Raw genomic sequence first — 21,596 nt, 5'->3', positions numbered from 1 at the left:
ACTTCAGCATCCAACACTGCCCAAACCCCGCTTTCAGCATCCTGCCCCGTGGCATCTCCTTAGACTGGAATCACCTCGGAACAGGACGCGACCATGCTCAAGAATCAATTGAAAGACCCCAGCCTGTTGGCAGAACTTGCTTACGTCGACGGTCAGTGGATCGGCGCCGACAACGCCGCCACCCTTGACGTCATTGACCCGGCCACCGGCCAGGTACTCGCCCGTGTACCGGCCATGCAAGGCGTGGAAACCCGGCGCGCCATCGAGGCCGCCGAGCGGGCCTGGCCGGCGTGGCGCGCGCGTCCGGCGGCGGAGCGGGCAGCGCTGTTGGAGCGCTGGTATCAAGCCATGATGGACAACCTCGACGACCTCGCGCTGATCATGACCTGTGAACAGGGCAAGCCGTTGAACGAAGCCAAAGGCGAAATCCGCTATGGGGCCGGTTTCGCCAAATGGTTTGCCGAAGAAGCCCGGCGGGTCTATGGCGAAACCATCCCGGCGCCCAGCGGCGACCGACGCCTGCTCACGCTCAAGCAGCCGGTGGGTGTTTGTGCCGCGATCACCCCATGGAATTTCCCCAATGCGATGATCACCCGCAAGTGCGCACCGGCCTTGGCGGCCGGCTGCCCGGTCATCGTCAAACCCTCGGACCTGACCCCCTTGTCGGCCCTGGCCCTGGCGGTGCTGGCCGAGCGGGTCGGAATTCCGGCCGGGGTGTTCAACGTTGTGACGGGTATGCCCGCCGGTATCGGCGAAGAACTGACCGGCAACCCGACGGTGCGCAAGATTTCCTTTACCGGCTCCACGGCGGTCGGGCGCTTGCTGATGCGCCAGAGCGCCGAGCACATCAAGCGCTTGAGCCTGGAGCTGGGCGGCAATGCGCCGTTCATCGTGTTTGACGACGCGGACCTGGAACAGGCGGTGGCCGGCATCATGCTCAGCAAGTTTCGCAACGCTGGCCAGACCTGCGTCTGCGCCAACCGCATCCTGGTGCAGGACGGCATCTACGAGCGCTTCGCCGCGCGCCTGGTGCAAGAGGTGGGCAAACTCAAGGTCGGCAATGGGCTGGAGGCTGACGTGATGATCGGCCCGCTGATCAACCTCGCGGCGGTGAACAAAGTCGCCCGGCACATCGACGATGCGTTGAGCCAGGGCGCGCGCCTGCTTTGTGGCGGTGTTCCCGAGGGCGACAGCCAATTCGTCCAGCCAACGGTACTGGGCGAGGCCCACGCCGGGATGTTGCTGGCCAATGAAGAAACCTTTGGCCCGGTGGCGCCGCTGATGCGCTTTACTACTGAAGAGCAGGCCCTGGCCCTGGCCAATGCCACGCCGTATGGCCTGGGCGCTTATTACTTCACCCAGGACCTGCGCCGTTCATGGCGTTTCGGCGAGGCGCTGGAGTTCGGCATGGTCGGTCTTAACACCGGAATCATTTCCATGGAAGTCGCACCCTTCGGCGGCATCAAGCAGTCGGGCCTGGGGCGCGAAGGCAGCAAGTACGGCCTGGACGAATACCTTGAAGTCAAAGCCTTCCACATCGGTGGGCTGTGATGCGACCGTCATTTGAACAGACACCAGGGAGCCACGATTGATGAGCAAACCATTTCGAATCGCTGCCATTGCCGGCGATGGCATCGGCAAGGAAGTCCTGCCTGAAGGGCTGAGAGTGTTGGAGCAGGCCGCGAAAAAGTGGCAGTTGTCGCTGGAGATCGAAGTGCTCGATTGGGCCCATTGCGATTACTACCTGGAGCACGGGCAGATGATGCCCGCCGACTGGTTTGAACAACTGAAGGGCTTCGACGCGATCTACTTCGGCGCCGTGGGTTGGCCGGACAAGGTGCCGGATCATGTGTCCCTGTGGGGCTCGTTGCTCAAGTTCCGTCGCGACTTCGACCAGTACGTGAACATCCGCCCGGTGCGGCTGTTCCCGGGGGTACCGTGTCCGCTGGCCGGGCGCAAGGCGGGGGACATCGACTTCGTGGTGATCCGCGAGAACACCGAGGGCGAGTATTCGTCGGTCGGCGGCAAGATGTTCGAAGGCACCGAGCATGAGTTCGTGCTGCAGGAGTCGGTGTTCACCCGCCGAGGCGTCGACCGCATCCTGAAGTTCGCCTTCGACCTGGCCCAGACCCGACCGCGCAAACGCCTGACGGCGGCAACCAAGTCCAACGGCATCTCCATCAGCATGCCGTATTGGGACGAGCGCACGGCATTGATGGCCGAGCAGTACCCGGATGTGAAGTGGGACAAGCAGCACATCGACATCCTCTGCGCCCGCTTTGTTTTGCAGCCCGACCGGTTTGATGTGGTGGTGGCGTCGAACCTGTTCGGCGACATCCTCTCCGACCTGGGCCCGGCCTGCGCCGGCACCATCGGCATCGCACCGTCGGCCAACCTCGATCCGGAGCGCCGCTACCCATCGCTGTTCGAACCGGTGCATGGCTCGGCGCCCGATATTTATGGGCAGAACATCGCCAATCCGATCGCGATGATCTGGTCCGGCGCCTTGATGCTCGATTTCCTGGGTAACGGCAATGAGCGCTACCGTGCGGCCCATGATGGGATTCTCAAGGCCATCGAACAGGTGATCGCCGAAGGCCCCATCACCCCCGACCTGGGTGGACAAGGCTCGACCCAGGACGTTGGCCAGGCCATCGCCGCGATGCTCTGAGGCTTGACCTGACCTGCGACACCTTTTGCCCGCTCACACTGCGGGCTTTTTTATTCCTGATGACCCACAAACTCCACACCCACCACAAATCCCCTGTGGGAGCAAAGCTTGCTCGCGAAAGCGGTGGGTCAGCTAGTGGTGATGTTGGATGTGCCGCCGCCATCGCGAGCAAGCTTTGCTCCCACATTGGGTTCTCGGTTTACCGCAGATTTCACATCCACCGACAAACCCCCTGTGGGAGCAAAGCTTGCTCGCGATAGCGCCAGTGCTGCCGTACGCCGAACTATTTGACGACGTACACCTTGCGCACATAAACGCTGCTTTTCCAGGCGCACGGTGCATTCAGCGGGACGAATACCGTATCGCCGGTGTTGACCGTCAAGTCGCTGCCATCGGCTGCCTGCAAGGTGACGCTGCCTTCGAGCAGGTGCATCAGTTCATGCAGTTTGTGCGGTCGTGACTTACGGGTGTAGGGCGTCGAGTCCCAGATACCGATGCGCAGGTTGCTCGCTTGCTCGACGAACAGGTTGTGCGAACGACATTGCGGCGGCGGGCTGAGTAGGATCGCGTCATCGGGTGCTGCGGAAGGCGAAAGCAGGGTGTGGGCGGGGAGTGCCGTCAGCCCGGGAAGGTTTGCTTCGATGCGCTGGGTATCGGCACAGAAGGCCCAGAGCGAGCCAGGTTGCGCCTCGACCTCCAGCGACGTCCCCCGACCGATCACTGCGCTTTCACCCGGCGTGAGCTGCAGCGTCTGCCCCGGGCTGCGCAGCGTTATTGCGCCGGCATGCACCACGACCGTCTCACTGAAGGGGTATTCATCGACGCTGAACAGTCCGCTCGTCCGGACCACGCCGGCAGCCATGCCATCGGCGCCGGCATAGGCGATGAGTCGGTCGAACGGATCGTTGGCGCCCAGCGATCCCGGGGTGAACGGGGTTGAGGCAAGGCTGCCATCGGCGTGTGCCAACAGCACTGCGGTGGGTTCGAGCATGAGGGTGATTCTCCAGGGAAGCGTTGAGGGGCGTGTGGGTTTTCAGCCAATGGCCTGGGTCACCGGCGCAAATTGCCGAACCGAACCGGTCGCCTGCGGGGGCGTGCCCCGTGCCATTTGGGCGACGGTGTCGACCTGCTTGAGCCCGGCCTCTTCCAGCCAAGGGGCCAGGCCGCTGTTTGACGGGATGTCGATGCGAACGAATGCGTCCGGCACTTGAGCCAGCAGCACGGCGATCAAGTGCTGGGCCTGTTCCAGGTTCTGGGCGATGACCGGGCCAATGCAGCGACCACGACCGAACGGGCGCAGCAGGGCGAAGGCGCACAAGTGACCGTCGCGCTCGATACCCACTGAATGTTCAACGACCTCGAACAGATCATTGAGCACGGCGCTCCGCTCCAGCCCGCTCCCGGCATTGGCCAGTTCGATCAGCTCGGCGTGATCGGCTTCGCTCAGCTCGCGGCAGCGTTCGCCGGCGGCCAGTTCCAGTGGGGCCGGTACCAGCGCTTGCCCTTGATGCTGCTGAATATGCCCAAAATCAACGAACCCCTGGCTCGCATACAGCGGGGCACCGGCCAGGGTCGCATTGAGGATGGCGGTCCGCGAGCCGCACGCTTCGATCGCCAGTTCCATCAGCTTGCGACCGATCCCCTGGCCCTGATACTCATCGTCGACAATCACCAGGCCGATGGTGGCGTAGTCCCCCTGGGCGCAGGTGAACGCCGTTCCAATCAAACGGCCCTGGTCTTGCACGACAAACCCCTGGGCGACGCGTTGCAACATCGCCCAGTCTTCCAGGCGATGGGGCCATTTCAACTGCACGGACAAGGCATGGGCCGCAGGCACGTCGGTGGCGGTCATGGCGCGATAGATGTAGGTAGGGCGTTGCGAAGTGGACATGGCTGATCACCATAAAATTAGGAACGAAATCGGATGGATGTGTGCGCTGAAAGTCTTTGTATCTCACCTGCCTCCGGGCCTGGCAAGTGCGGTAAATCGATTCGGTAGCTTCCATAAGCAACGGCTCTGTCGGCCACATTTCTTGCTCAAATCATAGGCTTGGCCAGCAGTAAATACCGGGTCGGATTTCATGGTTCAGCGCAAAGATGGAGCTGCCTGCAGGCGCCGTGTAGGAGCTGCCGAGTGCAACGAGGCTGCGATCTTTTCCCTGGCAATTGAGTCCCAAGCGAAAGATCAAAAGATCAAAGGATCGTCCGAACGGGGCCGAGCCTTCGCCTGCTCCTACAGGGCTGCGATCAGTAGCTGCGCTCACGATCAACCAGGCCCAGCATCGATTCGTCCCGTTGATGCCGACGGATGTTCTCCAACAACACGGCAAATGCGCTCTCGGGTTGGGTCATCGCCGCGATATGCGGTGTCAGCAGGATCTGTGGATGGCTCCAGAATGGATGATCAGGGGGCGCCGGCTCCTGCTCCAGCACGTCCAGCACCGCGGCGCTGAGTTGGCCGTCGGCAAGGGCTTCAAGCAGGTCCTCTTCCACCAGGTGCCCACCCCGGCCCATGTTGACCAACGCTGCGCCCTTGGGCAGGTGTTGGAACAGCTGGCGGTTGAGGATCCCTCGGGTCTGCTCGGTCAACGGCAGGACGCACAGCACAATGTCGCACTGGCCGAGAAACGCCGGCAGTTGCTCCTCGCCAGCAAAGCACGCGACCCCGTCGATGCGATGCTCGCTGCGGGCCCAGCCCGACAAGGCAAAACCAAAGGTCTTCAAGGTGGCGAGTATCTGCCGAGCCTGCAAACCCAGGCCCATGACGCCCACCCGGCGTTGCCCGGCGGGCACCAGCCGGTGCGCTTGCCAGCACCGTTCGGCCTGTTGCTGGCGGTAGCGCAACATGTCCCGGTGCAGGCTGAGCACAGCGAAACTGGCGTACTCGCACATGCCTTGGCTGATGCCCGGGTCGAGCAAGCGCACCACCGGCAGCGCCGTCGGCAAACGATCGAGGTCGAGTTGATCCACGCCGGCAGACAAGGCGAACAGCACCTGCAGATTCGGCAACAGTGTTTCGAGCTCGTCCGGTGCCTGCCAGGCCGCCAGGTACTGGATATCCCGCGGGTCGCCGATGTCTGGCCAGGCACGCCATTCGATGTCCGGCGCGTGTTCGGCGAACAGGCGCCGCCAGTGTTCGCCGCGTACCGGGTCAGCTTTATAGAGCAGGGCCATGGGTCACTTCTCGCCTGAAATCAAGGAGCCCCTAGCATGCCTCAACGCCAGAGCAGGATCTGTCGAAAGGGCCGGCGTAGCAGCATCGCGCTGCGTTGCAAGGTGCCTCTTGCGGCAGATTCCATGGGGCTGGAATGCCTCTGGAGGATTCTGCTGTTTGCCGGGGTGTAAACAGTCGATCCGAATTTCTCAACGACCAAGTTCGGCTTAGACAATCGCGTCGAACGCTTAACCTGTGAACACACCGCAGCCGCTTCCTGGGTGCGAGGCTCACGATGGGAAATGCCAATGAACAGTAAAGTCGAAGAAACCCCAAGTTTGCTCCGTCAGCGTGATCAATTCGTGCCACGTGGCCTGGTCACCGCGCACCCGCTGGTGATCGATCGGGCCCAGGGCTCGGAATTATGGGACGTGGACGGCAAGCGCTACCTGGACTTCGTCGGCGGCATCGGTGTGTTGAACATCGGCCACAATCACCCCAAGGTTGTCGCGGCCGTGCAGGCCCAGTTGCAGAAGATCTCCCATGCCTGCTTCCAGGTCGTGGCCTACAAGCCTTACCTGGACCTGGCCCAGCGTTTGTGCGAAATGATCGGCGGCCAGCAGGCCTATAAAGCGGCATTTTTCACCTCGGGTGCCGAAGCGGTGGAAAACGCGGTGAAGATCGCCCGGGCCCACACCAACCGCTCGGCCGTGATTGCCTTTCGCGGCGGTTTCCATGGCCGGACTTTGCTCGGCACCACGCTGACTGGCATGAGCCAGCCGTATAAACAGAACTTTGGCCCGTTCGCGCCCGAGGTCTTCCACACGCCGTATCCGAATGCCTATCGCGGCGTCACCAGCGCCATGGCGCTCCAGGCACTGGACGAGCTGTTGGCCACTCAAGTGGCGCCTGAGCGGGTCGCGGCCATCATCATCGAACCGGTGCAGGGCGATGGCGGTTTCCTCTCGGCTCCCGTCGAGTTTTTGCAGGGCCTGCGCGCATTGACGCAAAAGCATGGCATTGTCTTGATTCTCGATGAAATCCAGACCGGTTTCGGTCGCACCGGTAAATGGTTCGGTTTCCAGCACGCCGGTATCCAGCCGGACCTGGTCACGGTCGCCAAGAGCCTCGCCGGCGGCTTGCCGTTGTCGGGTGTGGTCGGCAAGGCCGAGATCATGGACGCTCCACTGCCGGGTGGCCTGGGCGGTACGTACGGCGGTAATGCGCTGTCGTGCGCGGCGGCGCTGGCGGTGATCGAGGCGTACGAGCAAGAACAGCTGTTGGCCCGTGGGGAAGTCCTGGGTAAGCGCCTGCGCCAGGGCCTGTTGCATTTGCAAACCCGTTACCCGCAGATCGGCGACGTGCGCGGCAGCGGTTTCATGCTGGCGATCGAACTGATCAAGCATGACGAGGCACGCACCCCGGACGCCGACCTGAACCAACGCCTGATCGACGAAGCCCGGGCCGGCGGGTTGCTGGTGATCAAGTGCGGGGTGTACCGCAACGTCTTGCGCTTCCTGGCGCCGCTGGTCACCAGCGAGGCGCAGATCGACGAAGCGTTGCAGATTCTCGACGGCGCCTTGGCACGCGTCCTGGGCTGATGCCTGCGTTCATGACGCTTGCCCGGGCAAGCGTCAGTGGCGGTTAATGGAGCGTTGATCGATGGGACATCATCGGAGGCTTTACAGATGAGGCTGACTGAATATCGGGCGTTGTTGATCGACTGCGATGAGGTCCTGGTGGATCGGGACTCCGGCGTCTGGACGGCGTTGCAGCCGTTGCTGGAAAACCATGGCGAGCCGTTGGACAAAGCGCAGGTGCTCGCCGATTTTGACGAGGTGCTGCAAGCCTTGTACCCGCGTTTCGGCGAATTGGGCTTCAGCGGCTTGCTGTGTTTCGCCCACCGTCAACTGGCTGAGCGCTGGAAGCTGAAGGTCAGTTGGGAGGAGGGCATGAGCTTCGCCCGCTCGGCTGTCGGTTGGACGCTGTTCGAGGACGCGCCGGGTGCGATGCTCTACCTGCGCAAGTTCTATCGGTTGTTGGTGCAGGGGGATCGCGATGCCGAGGACCGGGGCGTGTTGTGCGAGCGCCTGGGTATCGAGCCTGATGATTTTATTTCGCTGGCGAGCGATCCGTTGCAGGATCACGATTGGCTGGCAGCCAATGGTCTGAGCGCCGAGACAATTCTCCAGGTGACCCGTCCCGGCGCCCGCCCACGGTCGGTTGGGGCTGTGTGCCTGATCTGCCGTAACGCCGATATGTCTCCTGCGCCCTGCGCGGCGGACTACTGCATCAACAGCATGGCTGATCTGGTCGCTCAGCATCAGCTGTCCTTACGACGCTGATTTTGTTAGAAGATTGTCTTACAAACGGCAGGCAAGAGGTATGCGATGGAAGGTTTAGCGAAACTGGACCGGATCGACATCAGCATTTTGGTAGAGCTTCAAAAAGATGGCCGCATGACCAACGTCAGCCTGGCCGATGCCGTGGGCTTGTCCGCCAGCCCGTGCCTGCAACGGGTCAAACGACTGGAGTCGTTGGGGTACATTTCCAGCTACAAGGCCCATTTGAACCTGGCCAAGATTACCGATTCGGTGACGGTCTTCACCGAAGTCACCCTCAGCGACCACAAGCGTGAGGACTTCGCCAAGTTCGAATCCAACATCCGCCTGGTGGATGAAGTGCTCGAATGCCACCTCATCAGCGGCGGCTACGACTATCTGGTGCGCTTCATGACCCGCAGCATCCAGGACTATCAGGACGTGATGGAAAGCCTGCTGGACAAGAACATCGGCATCTCCAAGTACTTCAGCTACATCGTCATCAAGTCACCGGTGCGCAAGGACGAGATTCCGTTGCGTAAGTTGTTGCGGCATTGAATCCATGACCACCCGAGAACAACCGTGGGAGCGAGCTTGCTCGCGAAGGCGTCGGTCCATTCAGCATTGAGGCAAGCTGGTCCACCGCCATCGCGAGCAAGCTCGCTCCCACAAGGGATCTGGGCTTTTATTCCTGAAGGAACTTCAGCAGATCCTGGTTCAGGCGATCCTTGTGCGTCTCGGTCAAACCGTGCGGCGCGCCAGGGTAGACGATCAGTCGAGCGCCCTTGATCAGCGCCGCCGAGGCCCGGCCTGAAGCGTCGATAGGCACGATCTGGTCGTCATCGCCATGGATCACCAGGGTCGGCACGTCGAACTTCTTCAAATCACCGCGAAAGTCGGTCGCCGAGAATGCCGCGATCGAGTCATAGGTATTCTTGCTGCCACCCTGCATGCCCTGCACCCAGAACGACTGGATCAGCCCTTGGGATGGCTTGGCGCCCTTGCGGTTGTAGCCGTAGAACGGGCCCGAGGCGATGTCCAGGTACAGCTGCGAACGGTTCTCCAGGGACGCCTTGCGCAGGCCATCGAACACCTCCATAGGCAAGCCACCGGGGTTGGTGTCGGTCTTGAGCATCAACGGCGGGACAGAGGACACCAGCACGGCTTTCTTCACTCGAGCGGTACCGTGACGGCCGATGTAGCGAGCCACTTCACCACCCCCTGTCGAGAAGCCCACCAGCGTGACATCCTTCAGGTCCAGCGCTTCAATCACCGCCGCCAGGTCATCGGCGTAGTGATCCATGTCGTTGCCTTCCCAAGGCTGGCTGGAGCGACCATGGCCGCGACGGTCATGAGCCACCACGCGATAACCCTTCGAGGCGAGGAACATCATCTGGCCTTCCCAGCTGTCGGAGTCCAGCGGCCAGCCGTGGCTGAAGGTCACGACCTGACCATCGCGCGGGCCCCAGTCCTTGTAATACAGCTGCACGCCATCCTTGGTGGTGATGTAGCTGGCGGACTGCACCACGCTGCCGACAGCCGACGCGCTGGCAGCGGCCTGGACCGGCGACGCGGCCTCGGCGCTGAGGGTGGCCAATGTCAGGGTGGCGACAGCAAGGGTGCGGTTGAAGGTGTTCATCGTTTCTCTCTCCATAAGGTCGGTTTGATCTGCGGCGATCGTCGTCGATCGCGTTGGTGGGCAGATTAGAGAGAGAGGCCGAGGACGAGAACGGCGCTGGCATCGATAGCAACTATTAGAAAATTCCAATAGCTGCGTTTTGCTTCGGTTACGAGGCGAATGTTTGTGGCCGATATCCAGTTTGTACTGATCGTACGCCAGGGCCTGGGGGGCTAAGGGGCGGAATGTCGACTGCGTCAACTGTTGAGCATGTGTTTGGGTCTATGCTTACCTTACCCCCTTGAATCAGGCCCATCCATGCACAAACGCCGAACCATCCACCGGGAGAACATGTGAGACATTCGACACCGGCTGCAGCGCTGCTCTGCCTATTGCTCGGCACGGTTGAGGCCCGGGCGCAGGAGTATCAGGTCGTCACCGAAGAGTGGGCACCGTACAACTATCAGGAAAACAATCAGCTCACCGGCATGACCACCGAGATCGTCCGGGCCATCATGGCGTTGACCGGCAGTGACTACGAAGTGCTGATGCAGCCTAGCATGCGAGCCACGCAGGTACTGAAGAACCGGCCCAAGACGATCATGTACTCGCTGTTTCGCACGCCGGAACGCGAGCCGTTGTACAAATGGGTCGGCCCGATCGTGGAAGAATCCATCCACCCCTATCAACTGGCCAGTACGCCGCCGGTGAACTCCCTGGAACAACTGCTGCATGCCCCGCAGATCACCACCCGCCACGCCGGCCTGGTGCCTCAGATGCTGCAGTCGCTGGGCTTCAAAAACCTGGACAAAAGCGCCACCGAGAGCAAGCTGCTCTACCGCATGCTGCTCGCCGGACGCACCAACATCATCATCGGCGACACCGATGCGGGCGTGGCTTATTACAGCCGTCAGTTGAACATCGCGCCGGGCACCTTGCGACGGATTCCTATCGAGCTGTATCGCTCATCGCTGTACATCGCTTTCAGCCCTGACAGCGAGGATGAAGTGGTGGCGGCGTGGGCCAGTGCGTTGGAGCAGTTGCGGCGTTCTGGGGAGTTGGAGCGGATTCAGCGGCGGTATGAGCGGGTTGATGGGCAATGACGTCATTCAGAGGTTACTGAGTGCGAGCCGCACGGATTCTAGCTGGCTGCCAATGCTCGGGCTTGAACTTGCCGCGCTGTTGTTCCCAGTGGCGCCTGTTTGCCTCTCGATAGTCCTGGTTCCGATCACCGGCAAATGCACCCGCTGAGGTGAAGCCAATCCAGGTGAGTACCAAAATGGCAGCCATTTTCATGTGATTGTCTCTCTCGCGCAGATGTGTGCAGGGGGGGCGTTTGCGGCTTCCGGTAGACCATAAGGAGGGTCGCAAGTGCATTGCTTTGGGTTGAAAAGGGGACGCTCCAAGTGACGTCCCCTTTTTCTGCTTTCTAGAAACTGTACTTGGCGGTCAGCATCATGTTGCGTGGGTTGCCATAGGCATCACCGCCATAGCTCACGGAGTTGGCGATGGTCGAGTAGTACCGGCGGTCGAAGATGTTGTTGGCGTTGACCTGCAGGTCCAGGTTCTGGCTGACGCGGTAGCCGGCCATCAGGTCGGTGATCGCGTAGCTGCCCTGTTCGAGGCGGTATTGGCTGCCATCAGCCAGCTTGATGTCGTTGTACATGCGGCTCTGCCAGGAGACGTTGCCGCCCACGCGCAGTTTTTCCAGCGGGCCCTGGAAGTGGTAGCTGGTGGTCAGCTTGAACAGATGTTCCGGTGTGTCGGTGTCGAACTGCTTGTTTACGTTCTGCGGGTTGGCGGCATCCTTGATGGTGTGTGTTCGCGCGTAGGTGTAGCCCCCGCCGACTTGCCAGTTTTCGGTCAAGGCACCTTGCAGTTCGAAGTCGATACCCTGGCTGCGAATCTCGCCGGAGGCTTCGTAGCAGGTTGCCTGTGGGCAGTTTGCCGTAAACAGTTGCACCGCGCGGTTTTCCTGGTCGACGCGAAACAGCGCCACGCTCGCATTCAGTGCGCCACCAAAATATTCGCCCTTGAGGCCGACCTCGTAGTTCTTGCCGACGATCGGCTTGACCGGGCTACCAGAAGTATCTTTGGAGGTCTGCGGTGTGAAGATGTCGCTGTAGCTGACGTAGACCGAGTGGTGCTCGTCCAGGTCGTAGATCAAGCCGGCATAACGGGTGAGGTTACGGGTGACCTTGTAGTCGCCATCGCCATCACGGTTATCGTAGTCGTACCAGTCCAGGCGCCCGCCGAGGATCAACTTCAACGGGTCGGCCAGGCTCAGGCGTGTGGTGAGGTAGACACCATCCTGAGTGGTGACGTCGCGCTGGTTGTTGGTATGGACGAAGTTCGGTTTACCCGCATTGAGTGGCCAGTTGCTGTCGTATGGGCTGTAGTTATGGGTGGTCTTGTCGTAGATGCGCTTGCTGGCGCCCACCACCAGTTCATGGGTACGCCCGAACGCCTCGAAGGGCCCACTGGCAAAGGCGTCCACGCCGGCCTGTTTTTCGTCGACGTCGGCCTGGTAAACCGTGCGGGCCAGTGTGTTGTTGACCCAGCGCGATTGATAAGAGCCGGAGAACAACGCGTTCTGTTCGGAGTAATTGGCGTTGACCTGAAGGTTCCAGTCGTTGGCCAGGCGATGACGGACTTCGGCGAATACCGTGTTGATCTCCTGGTCCTTGTTCTCCCAATCCGTCCCCGGATTGTAGGAGCGTGGCAGGTCCAGATGATGGCCGTCCTGGCCGATCATCGAAGAGCCCCAGAAGTAATTGGTCTTGTCCTTCTGATGGGAAAACCCCAGGGTCAGGGTGGTGTCTTCGCTCAGGTCCGCTTCGGTGACGGCATAGAACAGGCGGTGATCCTCTTCGACATTGTCGATGAAGCTGTTGGCGTCCTGGTAAGAGGTCACGACCCGGCCGCGCAGCGTGCCGCTGTCATTGAGGGGGCTGGAGGCATCGACCTCGCCACGGTAGTCGTCCCAACTGCCGGCGGCACCGGTCAGGGTGACTCGCTGCTCGGCCAATGGCCGCTTGCGGATCAGGTTGATGGCGGCCGAAGGGTTGCCTGCACCCGTCACCAGGCCGGTGGCACCGCGCACCACCTCGACCCGATCAAACATGGCCAAGTTAGGCTGGGAGCCGACTGAAACGCCGTTGTAGCTACTCGGGATGCCGTCATACATCAGGTTATCGATTTCAAAACCGCGTGCCTTGTAGGTCTGCCGACCAGGACCAGAGGAAAAGTCCAGGAACAAACCGGGCGTCGCCTTGACCACGTCGTTGATGTCGGTCATCGCCTGGTCATCCATGCGCTGACGCGTAATCACGGTGACGGCTTGTGGGGTTTCACGCATGGTCAGTGGGAGTTTGGTCGCGGTCGACATCGCGCCGGTGGTGTAGGACTCGGTGCCTTCCGAGGTACTCCCGAGTTGGCCGCTCCCGGTGACCTCGGTCGCGTCTAGTTCAAGGGTGGCGGGTGGGGTGTTCGGCAGGGTGGCGCTGTTGTCATCGGCGTAGGCGGGGGCGAGGGTGGCCATGCAAATAGCCATGGCCAGAAGATCGCGGGCAGGGTTGAAGTGACGCGGCGGGGTGGCACAAGTCGACATTGAATAGATCCTGGTGCTAATGCGTGTGAGAGTAATTCGCATTAAGTATCACAGGATTCATCTGAGCGATAAAGCGTGTTGCGGTTGGAGTAGGCTGGAACGCTGGGCCAGCCCATTGAGCAACCAACGAAACAGCGGCTAAGCACACGCGGTGTTTGATGCCAAAAAGTGAATCGGCCTACCTTGTCTCGCCTCGGGTTTGCCCAAGAATTCTGGCAGCATCGCGCGCTGGCGGCAGGCCAAACACCCGTGTGTAATCTCGGCTGAATTGCGTTGCGCTCTCGTAGCCAACCTCGAAGGCAGCCGCCATAACGCTTTTGGCATTGGCCACAATCAGGGTCCTGGCCTGGAGCAGGCGAACCCGTTTCTGGTACTGCAAAGGGCTCAGGTTGGTCACCGCCTTGAAGTGGCGGTGGAATGCCGAGACGCTCATTGAAGCTCGTTGCGCCAATCGCTCAACGCCAATTGGCTCCGCGAAGTCGCGGCGGATCCATTGGATCGCCATGTTGACTCGGGCCATCGCGGTATCCGGCGCTGCGATTTCTCGCAACATCCAGCCATGGGGGCCTTGGAGTACGCGGAAGATAATCTCTCTTTCATAGGCTGGGGCCAGAGCGGCGATGGCATCCGGGTCGCCCATCAATCTCAGCATTCGGACCCAGGCGTCCATCAGTTCGGTCGTGACGGGCGCGATTGAGAAACCACGATTGGTCTCGATACGGCGGGCAGGTTCGGGCAAGTCGGCAAACAGCGTGGATAACACTGCAGGGTCGAGTGTCAGGCTGACCGCCAGGTAGGGTTCGCCGGACTCGGCGGGGTGCACCGACCCCACTGCCGGCAGATCAATGGACATGACGAAATAGGTCGCAGGGTCATACCGAAGCGTCCGATCCCCCACGGTCATGCTCTTGCTGCCTTGTAGGATCAGGTTGATCATCGGGTCGTAGACCGCCGCCAGCATGTGCTCGGGGATCTTGCCCTTAACCATGGCTACGCGAGGGATTCCCGTCTCCGTGCGGCGGTTTTCAGCCTTGGCCGCGAGCGACCTGAGTTCATTCAATTGATTGTCCATGCGTTGCATGCTGAGGGCAGCGCACGGCGCCGTGCAAGCGAAAAGCAGAAACAGGCAGCTTTGCAGTAGAAACGGGTACGACCCTGAAGAGAGTGATGAGTACTGTGGACATCTATTGGAACCACAGAGGAATATCACATGGGCGTCATCGTAATCACCGGCGGTAGCCGTGGCATCGGCGCAAGTACAGCCGAACACGTGGCTCAACGAGGCATGGGAGTCATCCTGACCTACAACACGAACCCGCAGGATGCCGCCATGGTGGTGGACCGTATCGAGCAGGCGGGTGGCAAGGCTGTTGCGCTCAAGCTCGATGTATCTGACGTTGCCACCTTCGAGGCCTTTGGAGAGTCAGTGCGTTTGACGCTGCTCAAAACCTGGGGCGCTACCACGCTGAGTGGCCTGGTCAACAACGCTGGTTATGGGCTGTTCAATCCCCTGGCAACCGTTAGCGAAGCGCAGTTCGATGGCCTTTTCAACGTGCATCTCAAAGGCCCTTTTTTCCTCACTCAGACCCTGCTGCCGCTGTTGGCGCCAGGCGCCAGTATCGTCAACGTCACCAGCGCCACTACCCGCGTATCCACCGCTGGCGTCGCCCCCTACGCGGCGTTCAAGGGCGGGCTTGAAGTGCTGACCCGTTACATGGCCAAAGAGTTTGGAGAGCGACGCATACGCGCCAACGCCGTGTCGCCCGGCGCCATCCGCACCGAATTGGGCGGTGGGCTCAACGATGAGTTCGAGGCGATGCTGGCGGCTCAGACAGCCCTGGGCAGAGTTGGCGAACCGTCAGATGTCGCGCGGGTCATCGCCATGCTGTTGAGCGAGGAGGGCGCCTGGATCAATGCCCAGACCCTCGAAGTTTCCGGCGGCTACAACATCTGAGGATTTTGCCATGCTCGATCATATCTTCTTGTCCGTGAGCGATATCACACGGTCCACCCATTTCTACGACGCTGTTCTGACCCTGTTGGGTATTACCGCGCGCCTGGACTACGACGGCAAGGACGGCCCTCCGGGTCATCCTGACCTCAAGGGTTTTGGCGCCAACGGCAGGATGTTTTTCTGGTTGCGTGAGGGCGTCGTGGAGGGGCGCGCTGTACATGTTGGTTTTGTCGCAAACAGCAAGGCTCAAGTCGACGCAGCCTACGCCGCCGCCATGGAGCAGGGGGCAGTCGACAACGGCGCGCCTGGGGCCCGCTTGCACTACGACCCTGATTACTACGCGGCAGATGTTCTGGACCCGGATGGGTACAGCCTCCAATTCGTCTACAAAAAATGGCAGCACGCCCAATGAGCACACTTCTGATTTACGGCGCCACGGGCTATACCGGTCGGATGGCCGCTGAGCGGGCTAAGGCCCTTGGTCTGAATGTCGAAATCGCGGGGCGCAATCAGCAGCGACTCGCGTCACTCGCTGCGCACTTGGATGTGCCTTATCGGGTATTCGATAGCGATGCGCACGCCGAGGTTTGGTTGTCTGGCGTCTCGGTATTGCTCAACTTCGCCGGACCCTTTGCGCACACGGCCGAGCCCTTGATGCGCGCGTGCATCAAGGCCGGCGTCGACTATCTGGACATCACTGCCGAGATCAATATTTACCGGTTGGCTGAGAGGCTGGGCGCTGACGCGGCTGCAAATCACATCATGCTGTTGCCTGGCGTCGGTTGGGATGTCGTGCCTACCGATTCGCTGGCGGTGCATGTCGCCAAGCGGGTAAAGGAGCCCGTTGCGCTGAACATCGCGCTTCAGGTCCCTGGGGCGATGTCCCGAGGCTCGGCCATGAGCGTTAGTGAAATCATCGGCGCAGGCGTGCTCGCCAGGGTCGACGGTGAACTCGTTGCAACGCCGGATGCCGCGCCACGTCACTTTGATTTTGGTCAGGGGCCGGTCCTTTGCGTGCCGCTGTCTTTCGGTGACCTGGTAACAGGCTGGCATTCGACGGCGATCCCGAATATTGCGATGTACGTGCATATCGCGGGTGACGCGTTTCCTGAAGGTGATCTGTCGCAACTGCCTGATGGTCCAACGCCAGAGCAGCGGGATGCTCATCGGGCACGTGCAATGGTTGAGGTCACTGGGGTTGATGGCGCCATTGCACGGTCTGTGATTGAAACCGTGAACGGCTATTCCTATACGCCTTTGGCGGCAGTAGAGGCGGCGCGCCGCGTATTGAGCGGTGAACGGCGGCAGGGTTTTGCGACACCCGCCCAGATCTTCGGGGGCGGGTTTGCCCAGAGCATCGACGGGACGGTGATCACCGACTTCTAAGGTCTTCGTTGGCTGTTCAAGAAGCTGCTGTAAGCTCTGCGGCGGGGGCGGGAGTCCTGAAACTCGCCGCATCCCGCGCCGGAGGCAGGCCAAACAGTCGTGCGTACTCTCGGTTGAATTGAGAGGCGCTTTCATACCCTACGGTATAAGCGATGGACGTCGCGTCCAGCGTATCGAACAGCAGTAACCAGCGAGCCCTCAGCAAGCGCAGGCGTTTCTGATACTGAATCGGCGTCATGGCCGTTACGGCTTTGAAGTGCCGGTAGAAGGCCGCAACGCTCATGTCTGACATGAGCGCCAGCGGCTCGACGCGAAAAGGCTCGGTGTAGTGCTCACGAATCCACTGGGTGACACGGCGGATTTGCGTCATACGGCCATCCGGTCGCGCAACGTCACGAAGAATACCGCCCAATGGCCCCTGTAGCGCGCGAAATAAAATCTCACGCTCGATCATCGGCGCCAGTATCGCTACCTCATGTGGACGATCCATGAGCCGCATCATGCGTAGCCATGCATCAATCAGCTCAGCAGGCGCAGGTACACCCTCAAAACACGAGTTTTGCGTCGCCCTTGGCGTCTCGCCTTCATCCATCAGCAGGGTCGCGATCACATCGGGATCCAGGGTCAGGCTGACCGCAAGATAGGGCTTGTCCAGTGCATCGGCGTGAATCTGGCCCGTCGCCGGCACGTCGACGGGCACCAGGAAATAGCTGCCCGCGGCGTACCTGGAAACATCCTCGCCAATCGACAGGGTCTTGGTGCCTTGAAGCACCAGGTGCAGCATCGGCTGATAGACCTGATCTGCACAGGCCTCTGCCCGGACCATGGCCACGCGAGGCAATCCGGTTTCGGTCCACTTGTCTTGTGCGCGCATCACGATGCTGCGCAGTTCTGCCATTGGATTTTCCATACCCGCCACCGTGGGCCATATCCAAGGGGATGGCAAGCCAGCTGAGAAGAATAGGCAAGAACTTGCGAATAACCGGCAAACGTCCGCTTGCTGGATGGCTGAATACTGATGGCTCGCGGTTCGTTGCAGTGCGCTCATTCAGGACGCGACTGCAACCCAGCCTCATATCACGCAACTTCAAAAAGGTCAGGTCATGAAACTCGAAGGGAAAATAGCGGTTGTCACCGGCGCGTCCAAAGGCATAGGCGCCGGGATCGCCAGGGCTTTGGGCGCAGAGGGCGCAAACGTCATCGTTAACTACGCCTCCAGCAAGGCCGACGCGGATGCAGTGGTCGCCCAGATCATAGAGCATGGCGGCTGCGCTTTTGCCGTTCAGGCAGACATGAGCCAGGCAGCTGACGTAGTGCGCTTGTTTGAAACGGTGCGCATGAAGTACGGCACGCTGGATATCTTGGTCAACAATGCCGGTGTCGCGGTGTTCCAGATGATCGATGACCTTACCGAGGAAGCCTTCCACACGCAGTTCAATCTGAATGTGTTGGGTTACCTTCTAGCGGTGCGTGAGGCCGTCAAACTGCTGGGGCCGACGGGTAGCATCATCAATATCAGCTCGATCCTCAGCACCGATCCCTATCTGGCTTCGAGCGTCTACTCGGCGACCAAGGGCGCGGTCGATACCTTGACCTTCGCACTGGCCAGGGAGCTGGGTGCGCGTGGTATTCGGGTCAATTCGATCCTGCCGGGGCACACCAACACCCCGGGTACTGAAGGGAATTTTGTCGGTGAGTTGGGCGACAAACTACTGGCCGGAACGCCGCTTGGTCGCTTCGCAGAGCCTGAAGATATCGCACCGTTGGCAGTGTTCCTGGCATCGCAAGACTCGCATTGGGTAACCGGCGAATCCATCCGGGCCTCGGGCGGTGTACGGGGTGTGGGTTACTGACGCGATTAGCTACGCACCCTGGGCAGCGGTGGAGGCGGCTCGTCGGCTGCTGGGCGGTGGTCGAGGAGCCGGTTTTGAAGCCCCGGCGCGGGTGTTCGGCATCGGATTCGCCAAGACGATTGCCGGCACCACGATAACCGATGACTAGACCTCGGTTTCGCGCTGATCGAAGGCCGCCTGCGCTTGCATGACGGTCTCCACATGGCAGATCGTCCAGGTATACAAAGCCCGGAACGGTTCTTCCAGCGTCCGGCCCAATGGCGTGATGCTGTACTCCACCGCTATCTGCGACGAGGGGATCACCCGACGGTCAAGGATACCGTTGCGCTCCAGGCGACGCAGCGCCTGGGTCAACGCTTTTTGGGTAATGCCATCCAGACAGCGTTTGAGTTCATTGAACCGCAGCGGCTTGTGACATAGCGCGGCAAGTATCAGCACCGACCACTTGTCCGCGATTTGATCCAGCAGGAAACGACTCGAACAATCGACTTTGTTGCCTGCGTCCGAGCCGATTTGAGCCAGTTTCCGATCATCCAGTTGCTGCATGTGGTTTCCTCTGGGATACCTGATGACTTCAAAGTGCGTAATTGATATCTGGTATACAACTTATACCATGGTGGTTCACTTCCTATAAGGCGTTAACCATGTCGTCCACATACCTTCAGGACACCGCAGACAAACGCTCGGTGGAAGAAACACTGTACCGATTTGCCGCCGGTATCGATCTGCAAGACACCGATCTTCTTGCATCGGCGTTGGCGGAAAATGCCGTTTCCGACTTCCGTCCCGCTGCTGCAAAAGCCGGCTTTGAATACCCGGTGCTGGAAGGTCGGGACACCATCGTCGCGGCGTTATCAGGCGCGCTCAGTCACGTCGACACCACGCATTCGGTGAGCAACCCTCGCGCCAGCATCAATGGCGACAAGGCGCATCTGGATGCACTGGTAGAGGCGCAGCACGTACTGAAGAACGACCCGTCGCGCCATTACCTCATGAAAAATCGCTACGACGTGGAAATGGTAAGGCAAGGCGACGTTTGGCTGATTGAACGCGTGACGGTCGACAACGTCTGGCGTACCGGCGACCTGGCTGCTCTTTTCGGCAATTAAAAAAAGCATGCGAGAAGCATCAGATTCTCAGCAGCCGTTTCAGGACTGAATCGGTCCTTATTGCACAGGCTCAGCGGAATGAAAATCGGGGGGCAGATCATGGTTATCAATTGTGGTCTGGTCCCGATTAGAACAGAGGCATGATTGCGGCAGTGGAGATCTCGGTCGATATTGTCAGGCCAGCGTAAGTTGACTTCACTTGAACTGAGCAACCAGCCAATGCGTCGATGTACAGCGGGGCACCTGAAGCGTCAGCGAAAACTGTCTGCCAGGTTCCTGGCCTGCTGAGTCGCGGCCTCACGCGCGTGCCGATCGACGTCTTCCCCCAGGATGGTTTTCTCCACAATCACCGAATGCACATCCGTGATGCCGATAAATTTCAGCCAGGCCTCCACGTAGGGTTTCTGGAAGTCGAAGCGCTCCGCCGGCGTGCTCGACTGTGCCGAAAAGTCCAGGCCGCGGGCGTACATCACCACGGCGAGTTTATTGTGCAGCATGCCTTCCAGACCGCGTTGCGGGTCAACGCTGAACAGGATGTCTTTCTGCGATACCAGGTCGATGAAGTGCTTGAGTTTGTACGGGATGCTGAAATTCCACAGCGGTACGGACATCACAAGTACATCCGCACGGTGCAGGTGACTGGCCAACGCTTTTAACGTGTTCCAGGCCTCTTGTTGTGCAGTGGTCAACGGCGTGCCATTGAGCCCGGCGTATTTGGCTTCCATGGCCAGATCATCGAATTCCGGCAGGGCCATGTTCCAGAGGTCGAGGGTGATGATCTCGGTGTCCGGGACGTTCGCTTGATAACGCGCAATGAAGCTGCGCGCGACTTCAAGGGAAGCCGAACGCTGCTTGCGTGGAGAACATTGAATATGGAGAAGAGTCGTCATGGCACACCTTGAATCAGGGTAGGTGGCAGCATTGCAACATAGTTGTAATTGAAATATAAATCGTAAATTACGGCTGGATTAATCACGATTGAAACTATGTTCGACACTCTGCTGCTCAAGACATTGGTCACGGTCGTCGATGAAGACGGCTTCAGCCGCGCCGCCCAGAAGCTGCACCTGACTCAATCTGCGGTCAGTGGCCACGTGCGGCGATTGGAAGAACAGATTGGTAAACCCCTGTTGACGCGCACCACCCGTTCCCAGCAACTGACGGTCGATGGCGAGCGCCTGGTCTCTTACGCGCGCACGATCCTGGCGCTCAACCGTGATGCCTGGACAGACCTGACACGCACGCCGTTTCACGGACGGCTGCGGATCGGGGTGTCAGAAGATTTTGTCGAGGCTCGATTGCTGCGCACTGTCCAGGATTTCGCCGCGCAGTACCCCGGGATGGAGATCGAGGTGCAGGTGAACATTCCGGGTACGTTACTGGCGCTGATGAAGCAGGGGCATCTGGAGGTGGTTATCGGTTCGCTGTGCGAAACCAGCGAAGCGGGGCTGTTGCTATGGCAAGAACCGCTGGTGTGGGCCTGGTCGGCGCAACCCGTCGCCCGATTACCCACGCCGTTGCCGCTGGCCCTGTTCCCCGAGCCGTGCCCTTATCGCGAGGCCGCGCTGACAAGGCTGGCGCAGGCGGGGATCGCCCAACGCACAGTGATGTTGTGCAGCAGCACGGCCGGGTTACGGGCATCGGCCTTGGCAGGCTTCGCAGTAGCGCCCATGCCACTGAGTCAGTTGGGGCAAGGATTGGCGGTCATTGGGGTAGAACATGGGTTGCCGGATTTGCCGGATGCCCAATGTCGGCTGTTCACCTCGCCTGATGCGGATCAGACGATTGTGGCAGCGGTCACTCAGCTCATGGTGGAGTATTGCGCTAAGCGCACGGCTTGATTGTCATTTCGAGGGGCGCCTTGGGTAGCGATCTCAATACGCGTCAGTTACTGCGAGCCCGAACAACATGGCATGGAGC

At 60.3% G+C, this 21,596-nt stretch carries 22 protein-coding genes; 13 read left to right on the top strand and 9 right to left on the bottom strand.

The genetic code is table 11. From position 1 onward, the window contains the following. The first annotated feature begins 93 nt into the window (after positions 1–93). Positions 94–1,551 carry an NAD-dependent succinate-semialdehyde dehydrogenase gene (locus tag GFU70_RS17075; RefSeq protein ID WP_153388476.1) on the top strand — a complete coding sequence of 486 codons (1,458 nt, stop codon included), beginning with the start codon at positions 94–96 and terminating at the stop codon, positions 1,549–1,551. A 40-nt stretch (positions 1,552–1,591) separates the two neighbouring features. Beyond that, positions 1,592–2,671 carry a tartrate dehydrogenase gene (locus GFU70_RS17070; RefSeq protein ID WP_153388475.1) on the top strand — a complete coding sequence of 360 codons (1,080 nt, stop codon included), beginning with the start codon at positions 1,592–1,594 and terminating at the stop codon, positions 2,669–2,671. A gap of 283 nt (positions 2,672–2,954) precedes the next feature. Here GFU70_RS17070 and GFU70_RS17065 read toward each other — a convergent pair whose 3' ends face one another. From GFU70_RS17065 to GFU70_RS17055, 3 genes are all read right to left on the bottom strand, one after another. Beyond that, positions 2,955–3,662: a cupin domain-containing protein gene (locus tag GFU70_RS17065; protein ID WP_153388474.1), complete on the bottom strand. Its 708-nt coding sequence runs from the start codon at positions 3,660–3,662 to the stop codon at positions 2,955–2,957. 42 nt (positions 3,663–3,704) lie between these two features. Beyond that, complete coding sequence (locus GFU70_RS17060) at positions 3,705–4,562, bottom strand: GNAT family N-acetyltransferase (protein ID WP_058544739.1); 858 nt, start codon at positions 4,560–4,562, stop codon at positions 3,705–3,707. 356 nt (positions 4,563–4,918) lie between these two features. Beyond that, positions 4,919–5,845, bottom strand: a complete 927-nt coding sequence (locus GFU70_RS17055; protein ID WP_058544740.1) for a 2-hydroxyacid dehydrogenase — start codon at positions 5,843–5,845, stop codon at positions 4,919–4,921. Between the two features lie 288 nt (positions 5,846–6,133). Between GFU70_RS17055 and gabT the strand changes: the two genes are divergently transcribed. The 3 genes from gabT to GFU70_RS17040 all read left to right on the top strand — a co-directional run bounded on the left by gabT (position 6,134) and on the right by GFU70_RS17040 (position 8,704). Further along, entirely contained in the window at positions 6,134–7,426 is a 1,293-nt protein-coding gene (gene gabT, locus GFU70_RS17050) for a 4-aminobutyrate--2-oxoglutarate transaminase (RefSeq protein ID WP_153388473.1), read from the top strand. 87 nt (positions 7,427–7,513) lie between these two features. Then, complete coding sequence (locus tag GFU70_RS17045; RefSeq protein WP_153388472.1) at positions 7,514–8,170, top strand: 2-haloalkanoic acid dehalogenase; 657 nt, start codon at positions 7,514–7,516, stop codon at positions 8,168–8,170. Positions 8,171–8,215: 45 nt separating this feature from the next. Next, complete coding sequence (locus tag GFU70_RS17040; protein WP_003203167.1) at positions 8,216–8,704, top strand: Lrp/AsnC family transcriptional regulator; 489 nt, start codon at positions 8,216–8,218, stop codon at positions 8,702–8,704. Positions 8,705–8,831: 127 nt separating this feature from the next. On the opposite strand, the gene GFU70_RS17035 is transcribed toward GFU70_RS17040, so the two are convergent. After that, positions 8,832–9,785 (bottom strand): alpha/beta fold hydrolase, encoded by a 954-nt coding sequence (locus GFU70_RS17035; protein WP_153388471.1) that lies wholly within the window; start codon positions 9,783–9,785, stop codon positions 8,832–8,834. Positions 9,786–10,117: 332 nt separating this feature from the next. Between GFU70_RS17035 and GFU70_RS17030 the strand changes: the two genes are divergently transcribed. Further along, entirely contained in the window at positions 10,118–10,867 is a 750-nt protein-coding gene (locus GFU70_RS17030) for a substrate-binding periplasmic protein (RefSeq protein WP_153388470.1), read from the top strand. Between the two features lie 326 nt (positions 10,868–11,193). Here the strand turns inward: GFU70_RS17030 and GFU70_RS17025 are convergent, their stop codons facing one another. Then, a complete protein-coding gene (locus GFU70_RS17025) occupies positions 11,194–13,374 on the bottom strand; it encodes a TonB-dependent siderophore receptor (protein WP_153388469.1) in 2,181 nt (726 codons plus the stop codon). Between the two features lie 178 nt (positions 13,375–13,552). Next, positions 13,553–14,446, bottom strand: coding sequence for an AraC family transcriptional regulator (locus GFU70_RS17020; RefSeq protein ID WP_058544745.1), 894 nt, complete (start codon positions 14,444–14,446; stop codon positions 13,553–13,555). Positions 14,447–14,584: 138 nt separating this feature from the next. On the opposite strand from GFU70_RS17020, the gene GFU70_RS17015 reads away from it, so the two are divergent. The 3 genes from GFU70_RS17015 to GFU70_RS17005 are packed head-to-tail and all read left to right on the top strand — an operon-like array spanning position 14,585 to position 16,714. After that, entirely contained in the window at positions 14,585–15,328 is a 744-nt protein-coding gene (locus GFU70_RS17015; protein ID WP_153388468.1) for an SDR family NAD(P)-dependent oxidoreductase, read from the top strand. A 10-nt stretch (positions 15,329–15,338) separates the two neighbouring features. Further along, complete coding sequence (locus tag GFU70_RS17010; RefSeq protein WP_153388467.1) at positions 15,339–15,740, top strand: VOC family protein; 402 nt, start codon at positions 15,339–15,341, stop codon at positions 15,738–15,740. Continuing rightward, the gene (locus GFU70_RS17005; protein WP_058544748.1) at positions 15,737–16,714 is read left to right on the top strand and encodes a saccharopine dehydrogenase family protein; all 978 of its coding nucleotides are present in this window, start codon (positions 15,737–15,739) and stop codon (positions 16,712–16,714) included. Before GFU70_RS17010 ends, GFU70_RS17005 begins: the two co-directional genes overlap by 4 nt. Positions 16,715–16,730: 16 nt before the next feature. Here the strand turns inward: GFU70_RS17005 and GFU70_RS17000 are convergent, their stop codons facing one another. Continuing rightward, complete coding sequence (locus GFU70_RS17000; RefSeq protein ID WP_193034253.1) at positions 16,731–17,612, bottom strand: AraC family transcriptional regulator; 882 nt, start codon at positions 17,610–17,612, stop codon at positions 16,731–16,733. 205 nt (positions 17,613–17,817) lie between these two features. Here GFU70_RS17000 and GFU70_RS16995 point away from each other — a divergent pair, with 205 nt between their 5' ends. Further along, positions 17,818–18,567 (top strand): glucose 1-dehydrogenase, encoded by a 750-nt coding sequence (locus tag GFU70_RS16995; RefSeq protein ID WP_116641927.1) that lies wholly within the window; start codon positions 17,818–17,820, stop codon positions 18,565–18,567. Beyond that, on the top strand, positions 18,554–18,715 hold the full coding sequence (locus GFU70_RS16990; RefSeq protein ID WP_153388465.1) for a hypothetical protein: 162 nt from the start codon (positions 18,554–18,556) through the stop codon (positions 18,713–18,715). Before GFU70_RS16995 ends, GFU70_RS16990 begins: the two co-directional genes overlap by 14 nt. Here GFU70_RS16990 and GFU70_RS16985 read toward each other — a convergent pair. After that, a complete protein-coding gene (locus tag GFU70_RS16985; protein WP_116641928.1) occupies positions 18,712–19,113 on the bottom strand; it encodes a winged helix-turn-helix transcriptional regulator in 402 nt (133 codons plus the stop codon). The genes GFU70_RS16990 and GFU70_RS16985 overlap by 4 nt on opposite strands. Before the next feature lie 98 nt (positions 19,114–19,211). Here GFU70_RS16985 and GFU70_RS16980 point away from each other — a divergent pair, with 98 nt between their 5' ends. Then, a complete protein-coding gene (locus tag GFU70_RS16980; RefSeq protein ID WP_058544752.1) occupies positions 19,212–19,676 on the top strand; it encodes a nuclear transport factor 2 family protein in 465 nt (154 codons plus the stop codon). A gap of 251 nt (positions 19,677–19,927) precedes the next feature. Here GFU70_RS16980 and GFU70_RS16975 read toward each other — a convergent pair whose 3' ends face one another. Further along, entirely contained in the window at positions 19,928–20,566 is a 639-nt protein-coding gene (locus tag GFU70_RS16975; RefSeq protein WP_153388464.1) for an FMN-dependent NADH-azoreductase, read from the bottom strand. Positions 20,567–20,662: 96 nt separating this feature from the next. On the opposite strand from GFU70_RS16975, the gene GFU70_RS16970 reads away from it, so the two are divergent. After that, positions 20,663–21,517, top strand: a complete 855-nt coding sequence (locus GFU70_RS16970) for a LysR substrate-binding domain-containing protein (RefSeq protein ID WP_153388463.1) — start codon at positions 20,663–20,665, stop codon at positions 21,515–21,517. The last annotated feature ends 79 nt before the right edge of the window (positions 21,518–21,596 follow it).

It is taken from the genome of Pseudomonas brassicacearum (genome assembly GCF_009601685.2).
Taxonomy (GTDB): domain Bacteria; phylum Pseudomonadota; class Gammaproteobacteria; order Pseudomonadales; family Pseudomonadaceae; genus Aquipseudomonas; species Aquipseudomonas kilonensis_B.
This window is presented reverse-complemented; position numbering and strand designations above follow the sequence as displayed.